Here is a 10341-nt window from a genome sequence, read left to right on the forward strand (position 1 = left end):
GGATTCCGTCGCCATCGCCGCGGTTGCTCAGTTGCCGTAGTACAGCTGGTATTCCAGCGGGTGCGTGGCCGCGCGGAACTTGGTCACTTCCTGCATCTTCAGCGCGATGTAGCCATCGATGAAGTCGTCGCTGAACACGCCGCCGGCCTTGAGGAAGTCGCGGTCCTTGTCCAGCGCTTCCAGCGCCTGGTCGAGGCTGGAGCAGACCTGCGGGATGTTCTTCTCTTCTTCCGGCGGCAGGTCGTACAGGTCCTTGTCGCTGGGCGCGCCCGGATCGATCTGGTTCCTGATGCCGTCCAGGCCGGCCATCATCAGCGCGGCGAAGGTCAGGTAGCCGGTCTGCAGCGGATCCGGGAAACGGATCTCGATGCGGCGCGCCTTCGGGTTGGACACCCACGGAATGCGGCAGGAAGCCGAACGGTTGCGGGCCGAATAAGCCAGCATCACCGGCGCCTCGAAGCCCGGCACCAGGCGCTTGTAGCTGTTGGTGCCCGAGTTGGTGAAGGCGTTGATCGCGCGGGCGTGCTTGAAGATGCCGCCGATGTACCACAGTGCCATCTGCGACAGGCCGCCGTAGCCGTCGCCGGAGAACAGGTTGGTGCCGCCCTTGGCCAGCGACTGGTGCACGTGCATGCCGCTGCCGTTGTCGCCGACGATCGGCTTGGGCATGAAGGTCGCGGTCTTGCCGTTGCGGAAGGCCACGTTCTTGATGATGTACTTCATCGTCAGCAGCTCGTCGGCCTTCTTGACCAGCGAGTTGAACTTGGTGCCGATTTCGCACTGGCCGGCGGTGGCGACTTCGTGGTGGTGCACTTCGACTTCGATGCCGACCTGCTCCAGGGTCTTGCACATTTCGGCGCGGATGTCGTGCAGGGTGTCGGCCGGGGCGACCGGGAAGTAGCCACCCTTCACGCCCGGACGATAGCCACTGTTGCCGCCCTCGTACTTGGTGCCGCTGTTCCAGGCCGCTTCCTCGGAATCGATCTTGAAGAAGGTGTGGCCCATTTCATTGGCGTAGCGCACGGAGTCGAAGATGAAGAATTCCGGTTCCGGGCCGAAGAACGCCTGGTCGGCGATGCCGCTGGACTTCAGGTAGGCCTCGGCGCGCTTGGCGACGCCGCGCGGGCAGCGCGAATAACCCTGCATGGTGGCCGGATCCAGCACGTCGCAGGTCAGCACGATGGTCGGATCGGCGGTGAACGGGTCCAGGAAGGCGGTGCTGGCGTCGGGCAGCAGCACCATGTCGGATTCGTTGATGCCCTTCCAGCCGGCGATCGAGCTGCCGTCGAACATCTTGCCGTCCTCGAACAGCGAGGGCTCCACGATGTTGACCGGGAAGGTGACGTGATGCTGCACGCCGCGGACGTCCGCGAAACGCAGGTCGACGAACTCGACCTTGTTGTCCTTGATCAGCTTTTCAACATTGTCCGCAGACATCTTGGAACCTCGGGTTGGTAGGAACGTGCCTTCTCTTCAGCAAACAGTGTGCCAACCCAAGGAATCCGATAAGCGATTGTTTTTAAAGGACTGAAATTCACCTCGCATTGGCGGAATGCACCTTTGTGGTGCCAACTTAGCAAGCAACGCACCAATATGTGACATCGGGAATCCTCTATCCTTGTCGCTTCCCGCCCACCTGTCCGCGTCCCATGACCGACCTGCTCGCCGCGCTCCTGCTCGGCATCATCGAAGGCATCACCGAATTCCTGCCCATCTCCAGCACCGGTCACCTGCTCATCGCCGAGCGCTGGCTCGGCCATCGCTCCGACTTCTTCAACATCGTCATCCAGGCCGGCGCCATCCTCGCCATAACCCTGGTGTTCCGCGATCGCCTGTGGGAACTGGCCCGCGGCTGGCGCGAACCGGCCAACCGCGACTACATCGCCAAGATCATCACCGCCTTCCTGGTCACCGCCCTGGTCGGCCTGCCGGTGCGGCTGGCCGGCTGGGAACTGCCCGAAACCCTGACCCCGATCGCCTGGGCGCTGATCATCGGCGGCGTGTGGATGCTGGTGGCCGAGCATTTCGCCGGCAAGCGCGGCGACCAGCCCAACATCACCTGGAAGGTGGCGGTGCTGGTGGGCCTGGCGCAGGTCGTGGCGGGCGTGTTTCCCGGCACCTCGCGTTCGGCCGCGGCCATTTTCATGGCGATGCTGGCCGGCACCAGCCGGCGTTCGTCGGCCACCGAGTTCGTGTTCCTGGTTGGCATCCCCACCATGTTCGCGGCCAGCAGCTACGCCTTCCTGGAACTGGTCAAGGACGGCGCCATCGGCAGCGAGAACTGGGGCGAGGTCGGCCTGGCCTTCGCCGCCGCCACGATGACCGGTTTCATCGTCGTCAAATGGTTGCTGGGCTATATCAAGTCCCACCGCTACACCGGCTTCGCTTTCTACCGCATCGTTTTCGGCGCGCTCCTGCTGCTGTTGATGCCCGCCGGAAGCTGAGCCATACCAGCGCCCTGCGGTGACCCGGGGATCGGCGCTTCCCCGAACGGTTCCTGAGCGGTACCGCCCGGCGTCGCGCCGGTTTCACCCCGTTCCAGGCGTCCACGCGTTTGCACTGGTCACCCTTCAAGGAGAACCCCATGAAACGACTCATCCTGCTCGCCCTGCCGATCGCCCTGGCCGCCTGCGCCAAGCCGACCCCGGATGCGGCGCCGCCGGCCGGCACCGAACCGCCCGCCGCGACCACTCCGGTCGCCGCCACGCCGGCCGCTCCCACCGGCGCCGCCGCGCTCGGTGCGTACCACTGGCGCCTGCAGGACGCCAAGGACGCGCAGGGCAAGCGCATCGACGCGCTGTTCGCCCGCGCCGATCACCCGCTCACCCTCGACTTCGCCGAGGGACGCCTGGGCGTCAGCAATACCTGCAACCGGATGGGCGGCGGCTACACCCTGGAAGGCGACAAGCTGACGGTGTCGCCGATGGTAGCGACCCAGATGGCCTGCGCCGACAGCAAGCTGATGGCGCTGGACGGTGAAGCCGGCAAGCGCCTGGAAGGCAGTTCCACCCTCGCGGTGCAGGGCGGCGACGAAGCCCACCTGACCCTGACCAACGCGGCCGGCGACGTGCTGACCTTTGCCGGCGAAGCCACCGCCGAAACCCGCTACGGCGGCCCGGGCGAACAGGCGTTCCTTGAAGTCGCGGCCGAAACCAAGCCGTGCAGCCACCCGCTGATCCCGAACAAGCAGTGCCTGCAGGTGCGCGAGATCCGCTACGACGACAAGGGCGTGAAATCGTCCGAAGGCGAATGGCAGAACTTCTACGAGGACATCGAGGGCTATACCCACGAAGCCGGCATCCGCAACGTGCTGCGGGTGAAGCGCTTCAAGCGCAACCCGGTGCCGGCCGACGCGTCCGTCACCGCCTACGTGCTGGACATGGTGGTCGAGTCGGAGAACGTGAAGAAGTAAGCCGCGCGGCAAAGCGTGGAGAACAAAAGGCCGGATCCGTCGGGATCCGGCCTTTTTGTTGCCTCATTCGGCGACGGCCACCGGCGGCAATGGTGGCCGCGATCGGCGCATCACCACCCGCGTGCGCGGGAGCGAGTCGTGCCAGCCACGCGGATTGGCGTCGTCGCTGACCAGCAGCGAGAAGATCTCGAAGGGAATCAGCCGGCACAGGCTGCGCAGCAACGCGCGCGGGAACGCCACGCGCTGGCCATGTTCGTCGACCACCCGGGTGCCGGTGATCAGCTTGCCGACGGTGACGCCGAACAGGCCTTCCATCAGCGTGTAGTAGATCAGGACCAGTACACAACCAAACACATAATCCACCCACCAGGGTGCGGTCATCAACCACGCCATCCACGTGTCATCCACGAAAGTGGCATTGAGGATGCCCACGAGCATGGCCAGGCCCCAGATCATCACCTTGTCGATGAGCCAGTTGAAAAACCGCCGTACCTTCGCCGCCGGTTCACCCAGGGCCTCCGGGGAAATCACAACTTCGGTGGCAGCGATGGGCGCGCGATAGGGATCCTGCGTGTCGTGACCTTCCATGGCCCGCCTCCTTCAGCGCAGTCGCGGGTTGAGTGTGTAGGTTCCTTGCACCGCGGCCTCGGCCAGCGCATGCCCCTGCACCGCGCGCTGCACATCCGCGGCGGTGAAGCGATCCGGCAGGTCCAGCGAAGCCACGTCCAGCGCGTAAAGGCGGAAGAAATAGCGGTGCACGCGCGCATCGTTGAACGGCGGATACGGACCGTCGTAGCCCAGGTAGTCGCCACCCATCTGCGCGTCACCGGCGAACCAGCCGGTATAGTCGTTCAAGCCCTGGCGTGCTCCGGCAGGCCCTTGTGGCGACACCTTTCCATGCGCGGTGACGCCGTCGCTGCAACTGCCGGCGGCGATTTCGCGCACATCCGCCGGGATGTCGATCATTGTCCAGTGGACGAAATCGGCGCGCGGCTGGTCGTGCGGAATCTCCATGTCCTCGCGGCCCACCGTCTCGGCGACCGTCGGCGCGTCGGGATCGATGCACAGCAGCGCGAACGAGCGCGCGCCGGCCGGCACGTCATCCCAGGCCAGGTGCGGATTGCGGTTGCCGGCGAATCCATCCGGCTGGCCCATGGCGAATTCGGCGGGAATGGCTTGCCCGGGTTCGAAACTCCGGCTCCAGATGCGCATGCGCGGGACTCCTTGGATGACGTTGGATTCAGCCGCCATGGTAACCGCGCGGCACTCAGGCGTCGGCCAGCGCGGCTTCCAGCCGATCGGCGACCCAGCGCTCGGCGAACCCGTCGCAGGCGGCGTTTTCGATGAACCCGCAATGCCCGCCCCAAGGCGCGATTTCCAGATGCGCGGTGGCCGGCAGGTGCCAGTGCTCGAAGTCCTCGAACGGGATGACCGGATCGTCCTGCGCCATCAGGATGTCCGACGGCACCTGCAGGCCGGCCAGGCGTTCGCCGGCGATCGAGTAGCCATCGAAATAGGCTTCCAGGGTGCCGAAACCGGTGTGGCGCTCGGCCACCCAGCGCATCAGCCCGCGCATGTCCTGCGCCAGCACGGCGTCATCGTAGGCGTGGCGTTCCGGAAACAACTGGCGCTTGCGCAGCAGCGAGCTGCGCCACTTGCGACGGAAGTACCAGTCGTAGATCTGCAGCCCGTTCTCGATGTAGTCCATGGTCCGGTGCGGATCCAGCAACGGGCAGACCGCGGCCACGCGTCGCAGCGGCAGGCCGGCCTGCTGCGCGCGCAGGGCCACCCGCAGGGCGAAGTTCCCGCCCAGCGAATAGCCCGCCAGCACCATCGGCCGGGCCGGGAAGCGGGCCGCGACATCGCCGACCGCATGGACGACCTCGTCGATGCGGTTGGAATGGAACAGTTCCTCGTTGAGGTGATGGGTATCGCCGTGATCGCGGAAGTTCAGCCGGAACACGTCGAAACCGCGCAGCAGCAGTTCGGCCGCGGTCATCCGCATGTAGCTGGAGTCGGCGCTGCCTTCCCAGCCATGCAGGAGCACCGCCAGCGCGCGCGGCGCGCGTCCCGGCACCTGGCTGTGGAAACCCTGCAGGCGCACCCCGTCGCCGCCATCGACGATGACCTCGGCGTTCGTCGCGCCGACGCGCTGCAGCGCGTGCACGCCACGCCTGCGGCGGATCAGGCTGGAACCCAGCACCGATTGCAGGTGCGGATTGCGCAGCCAGCGGGGAGGTCGGTAGTCAGCAGCGGTCAACATCGACGGCAAGCCATGCCCGTGGGAGGGGATGGCGGCATTGTCGCTCCAAAACCGCCGCCGCGCGGCCCCCGCGCGGCGGCATGCAGCGTTCCGTCAGGCGGCCCGGCGCGCCGCATCGTCCTCGACCACGGCGGCCAGCGCGCGCAGGCGCGCCAGCCGGACCCAGGCCAGCGCCGCGACCACCAGCTGCGCGCAGAACACCGCCAGCACGAACGCGCCCCAGCCAATGCCGGCCACGCGGCTGCGCAGCCACGCCAGCGCCAGCGCCACCGCCAAGCCGATCACGCAGACCAGCAGGTACAGGCCCAGTACGGCGAAGGGGCGGCGCAGGAACAGCTTGAAGCTGCGCCACCATGCCCGGATCACCGAGCGGGTGTCGTCCAGCACCGCGATGCGCGCCCGGGTCAGTTCGATACCGGCGTGTGCGAGGATGAATACCAGCACCGCGCCAACCAGCGCCAACCGGTCGCCATTGCGGGCGCTGGAAGCCAGCACCGCTTCCTCGGCATGGGTGGCGGCGATGTCCATCCACCACGACCCCAGGCCGATCGCGATGCCCAGCGGCAGCAGCGACCAGATCATCAGGCGCAACTGGCGTCCATACTCGCGCATGCCTTCGCCGGCGAGCACGCCCAACCGTCCCGCGCGACCGTAGCGGATGCCGGCGAGCATCACCCCGGTCAGCCAGGGCGACAGCAGCAGGCTCAACACCAGGCTGACCAGCACGCCGAAGCCCACGCTGGTGTCCTTGTCGAAGACCCGGGTGAGATCCGCCAGTGCCAGCGCATCCAGACCGACCGCGTGACGGGCGGCGTCGATGGTGTGGCCGAGCGCGCCGTCCAGCGCGCGCCAGACCGGGAACGCCGCGATCAACGCGACCACGCCGAGCGCGATCATCCACAGCACCAGCACGCGCCACTGCAGGGCGCCGCCGAACGCGCCGAACAACTGGCGCCAGAAACCGAAACGGGAATGGGTGCTCATAGGCTCACCAGGAAGGTCTGCAGGGCTTGGAACAACGCCGCGAAATCGGCGCTCCAGCGGCGGGCGGCGCTGCCATCGCTTTCCAGCGTGCGGCTGTCGTCCAGCTTGTTGGCGTCGAGGTAATGCAGCTTCTGCGGATCCAGTTGCACCGACACCGCCTTGCTCGGCCCCTCCCACACGAACCGCTTCCAGGCCGCGTCGTCATCCCATTGCACCGTCTTGCGACTGCCGTCGGCGAAGGTGACCACCAGTGTCTGCGGCACCGCCGCGCCGTCGCGGCGCACCAGCACCGTGGTCCGCCACGGGAACGGCCCGCTGCCGGGCCTGGCCTTGGGATTGGCCTTGTCCCACGCCTCGCGCTGCCGGCTGATCCGCTTGTCGCGTTCGGCCTCGCTCACGTCCACGCGCTTGCCCTTTTCCATCTGGAACCCGGCCAGCGGCAACACCTCGGTGCTGGTGAAACGATCGATGCGATCATCGACCTTGCGGGTGGCATACACCTGCTGGGCGAACACCCGCTCGACGACGTCGCGGCGGCCGGTCGAGACCGCCAGCGATTCGCGCAGATCCGCGATGCTGGGATGCCTGAACTTCCAGGTGGCGTAATAATCCTTGAACGCCTTTTCGATGGCCGGCGTGCCCAGTTGCGCTTCCAGGTCCCGCATCACCGTGGCCGTGCGCGAATACACCGCGCCATAGCTGCTGCTCGACAGCCGGCCCCAGGAATTGGCGCCGGTGCCGTCGGCCGGATCATCCAGCCGCGCGCCCAGCCGCTCCAGCTCGAACTCGCCCAGGTGCGGCCGCACGCCCAGCCGGCGCAGCCACTCGGGCGCGACGACGTAGCGGTTGCCGGCCTCGCGCAGCATGCGCTGGTCCCAGTACTCGTTGAGGCCTTCGTCCAGCATCGGCTCCTCGAATTCGTTGGAGGCGAGGATGCCGTAGAAATAGCCGTGGCCGAACTCGTGGATGGTGACGAAATCCAGCGCCAGCGCGTTCAGGCCCAGCGCCGGCACCTGTTCGAACGAATCGGCGGTGAAGAAGGTCGGGTACTCCATGCCGCCGGCTTCGGTCGCGTTGTGGGCCGGAATCACCACCGTCACGGTGCGGTACGGATACGGCCCCAGCGTGCGCGAGAAATAGGTCAGCGAATCCTGCGTCGCCTTCAGCGCGGGCGCGGCGCTGGCCTTGAATTCCGGCGGATACAGCACGCGGATCTTGACCGGAGGGCTGCCCGGACCCGTCCAGTCGCCCAGCAGCGGTTCGGCATAGTTCTTGTCCGCCGTCCAGGCGAAGTCGTGCACATCATGCTGGACGTAGCGATGCCGGGTGCGTCCGTTGGCGGTCGTGGGCGTGCCCTGCAACTCGCCGGTCGCGCCCACGCGATATTCGCTGGGCACGTCCAGGGTCACGTCGTAGCTGCCGAAGTCGGCGTAGAACTCGCTGTGCAGGTGGAACTCGTGCACGTTCCAACGCGGCGCGGTGGCGCCCCGCTCGCCTGGCAGTTCCAGCACGCCGATCTTCGGGAACCACTGCGCGATCAGGTGGAAACTGCCGAAGTAGCCGGTGCGCGCGATCACGCGCGGCAACTGCGCGTCGAAATCGATGTCCAGCGTGGTGCTGCCGCCGGGCGCGACGGCCTGCGGCAGATCCAGCCGCACCACCGTCATGTCGGTGGACGGACCGTTGTCCGGCTGCACGAAGGTCTGCGGCACCGGGGCGCCGGCCTGCATGACCCGGGTCATGTCGATCCAGCCCCACTCGCCATCCTTCATCGGCACGTCGGAACGGAAATCGAAACCCAGGTTGCGCTTCTCGCTGAAGAAGGTGCTGCCCTCGTTGCGGAACGCATTGAGGTAGAGGTGCAGGTAAACCGAACGCACCGGTCGATCGCTGCGGTTGCGCCAGGTCAGCTGCTGCTTGCCCTTGAGCGTGTGCTTGTCGGGATCCAGGCTGACCTGGATCCTGTAGTCGACCACGCGATCGGAAAGCGTCGGTTCCTGCCCGGTGCGCGGCCCGCCCCAGGCCTGCGGCGAACTCGGCACGCTGACCGCCGCCGCATCGGCGGCGGCGAATGGAATGTCGTCCTCGGGAGCGCTGGCGGCGGCAAGCGGTGGAGACGCGGGCATTGCCCTGGGTGGTCCGTCCGCCATCGCGAGCGCGGTCATCGCCGCGCCGACAAGCACCAGACCCGTTGCCTTCCACCAACGTGCTGCCATGGTCTCCCCTTCGAGTTGTCGTGGGCGGGCCCCTCACCCGCGCCGAAGCGACCGAGCTTACCGCATCGCCGCGATGATGCGCTCGCGGGCAAGATCGGCGATGCGCCGGCGTCCTTCGACATCGCTCACCCGAATCGGCTCGAGGAAACAGATCGCCGCTTCGCGCGACGGTTCGCCCAGCAGGCGCAGGAAATTGGCGAAGAAGCTCTCGCGGGGGGCGAACGCCACCACGGTCTGCGCGCTCGCATGCGGGCCGTAGCGCAACGCCACCGGCTGCACCGGCACCTCGGCTTCGACCGCGGCCAGGAAAATGCGCGCATGGAACGGACCGACTTCCTGCCCGTCGCGCGTGCGTCCCTCGGGAAACACGCCCACCGAACGCCCGGCGCGCAGTCGCAGCAGCATTTCGTGCAGCACGCCGCCGAGTGATTCCTGGCTGCCGCGCTGATGGAAGATGGTCTCGCCACGCTCGGCCAGCCAACCCACCACCGGCCAGCCGCGGATTTCGCGCTTGGCGACGAAACCCATCATCCGCTGGCTGTGCAGCATCTCGATGTCGACCCAACTGACGTGGTTGGCGACGAACAGGGTCGCGCCCGCCAGCGGCGCGCCTTCGCGGTGCAGGCGGAAACCGAAGATCCACATCAGCCCGGCCGACCAGGCGCGAACGACGCGATGCTCCAGCCGCTCGCCGCCCACGTCCAGGCCGGCCCAGAGCGGCACCATCGACAGCAGGGTCAGCGGCAGGAGGACCAGCAGGTGGATCAGCAGCAGCGGCACGCGGTACAGGTAGCGGAACGCACGCGCCACACCGCCGCGTCCCGCGGCAGGAGTGGGGGTCAGGCTCATCCGCCCACGATACCGGATGCCCGCGTTCAGCGAAACGGAGACGGCGCGCGGCGACGCCGGAACCGGGGCGAGGTCAGGCGCCCGGCCCGCCCACCGGCACCACCGCCAGGGTGATGCGGGAGACGCAGACCAGCTTGCCGGCCTCGTTCTCGATGCGGATTTCCCACACCTGGGTGCTGCGGCCGACATGCAGCGCGCGCGCGGTGCCGGTCACCGTGCCCTCGCGTACGGCGCGCACGTGGTTGGCGTTGATCTCCAGCCCGACCACCATTTCCCGGCTGGTATCCACGGTGAGGTTGCCGGCCATGCTGCCCAGGGTCTCGGCCAGCGCGACCGAAGCGCCGCCATGCAGGATGCCGAACGGCTGGTGGGTGCGCGCATCCACCGGCATGGTGCCGCGCAGCCAGTCCGCGCCGGCCTCGGTCAGCACGATGCCCAGATGGCCGACCAGGCTGTTGCGGGCGTGGGCGTTGATGGCGTCGAGATCGACGGGCTGGCGAAAGGCCATGGGCGAAATCCTGTTGATTGGGGGAGCGCGAGAAGGCCAGTTTAGGCCAGCGTCGCCGTCGTGGCCTTGCGCGGATGCGATCGCCGCCGGCCTGGTGCCGCTACAGGAT

General features: G+C 67.3%; 10 protein-coding genes. 2 read left to right on the forward strand and 8 right to left on the reverse strand.

Annotated elements, in window-relative coordinates; genetic code table 11:
* Positions 1-27 precede the first annotated feature (27 nt).
* Positions 28-1437: a type I glutamate--ammonia ligase gene (glnA, locus tag ACTJI2_RS09070; RefSeq protein WP_141454571.1), complete on the reverse strand. Its 1410-nt coding sequence runs from the start codon at positions 1435-1437 to the stop codon at positions 28-30.
* A gap of 212 nt (positions 1438-1649) precedes the next feature.
* Between glnA and ACTJI2_RS09075 the strand changes: the two genes are divergently transcribed.
* A complete protein-coding gene (locus tag ACTJI2_RS09075) occupies positions 1650-2444 on the forward strand; it encodes an undecaprenyl-diphosphate phosphatase (protein WP_183640214.1) in 795 nt (264 codons plus the stop codon).
* Between the two features lie 140 nt (positions 2445-2584).
* On the forward strand, positions 2585-3412 hold the full coding sequence (locus ACTJI2_RS09080; RefSeq protein WP_440841869.1) for a DUF4377 domain-containing protein: 828 nt from the start codon (positions 2585-2587) through the stop codon (positions 3410-3412).
* Between the two features lie 63 nt (positions 3413-3475).
* On the opposite strand, the gene ACTJI2_RS09085 is transcribed toward ACTJI2_RS09080, so the two are convergent.
* From ACTJI2_RS09085 to ACTJI2_RS09115, 7 genes are all read right to left on the reverse strand, one after another.
* On the reverse strand, positions 3476-4000 hold the full coding sequence (locus ACTJI2_RS09085; protein ID WP_203322244.1) for an RDD family protein: 525 nt from the start codon (positions 3998-4000) through the stop codon (positions 3476-3478).
* Between the two features lie 12 nt (positions 4001-4012).
* Positions 4013-4624, reverse strand: coding sequence for a YbhB/YbcL family Raf kinase inhibitor-like protein (locus ACTJI2_RS09090; protein ID WP_183640206.1), 612 nt, complete (start codon positions 4622-4624; stop codon positions 4013-4015).
* Between the two features lie 55 nt (positions 4625-4679).
* Entirely contained in the window at positions 4680-5672 is a 993-nt protein-coding gene (locus ACTJI2_RS09095) for a YheT family hydrolase (RefSeq protein ID WP_440841887.1), read from the reverse strand.
* Positions 5673-5768: 96 nt separating this feature from the next.
* Complete coding sequence (locus tag ACTJI2_RS09100) at positions 5769-6659, reverse strand: hypothetical protein (protein ID WP_192198160.1); 891 nt, start codon at positions 6657-6659, stop codon at positions 5769-5771.
* A complete protein-coding gene (locus tag ACTJI2_RS09105) occupies positions 6656-8875 on the reverse strand; it encodes a M1 family metallopeptidase (protein WP_440841871.1) in 2220 nt (739 codons plus the stop codon). The genes ACTJI2_RS09100 and ACTJI2_RS09105 overlap by 4 nt, the downstream gene beginning before the upstream one ends.
* Before the next feature lie 57 nt (positions 8876-8932).
* Positions 8933-9724 carry a lysophospholipid acyltransferase family protein gene (locus tag ACTJI2_RS09110; protein ID WP_183640201.1) on the reverse strand — a complete coding sequence of 264 codons (792 nt, stop codon included), beginning with the start codon at positions 9722-9724 and terminating at the stop codon, positions 8933-8935.
* A 73-nt stretch (positions 9725-9797) separates the two neighbouring features.
* The gene (locus tag ACTJI2_RS09115) at positions 9798-10232 is read right to left on the reverse strand and encodes a hotdog fold thioesterase (protein ID WP_183640198.1); all 435 of its coding nucleotides are present in this window, start codon (positions 10230-10232) and stop codon (positions 9798-9800) included.
* Positions 10233-10341 lie beyond the last annotated feature (109 nt).

Source organism: Pseudoxanthomonas sp. 22568 (genome assembly GCF_052044485.1).
Lineage (GTDB): Bacteria > Pseudomonadota > Gammaproteobacteria > Xanthomonadales > Xanthomonadaceae > Pseudoxanthomonas_A > Pseudoxanthomonas_A beigongshangi.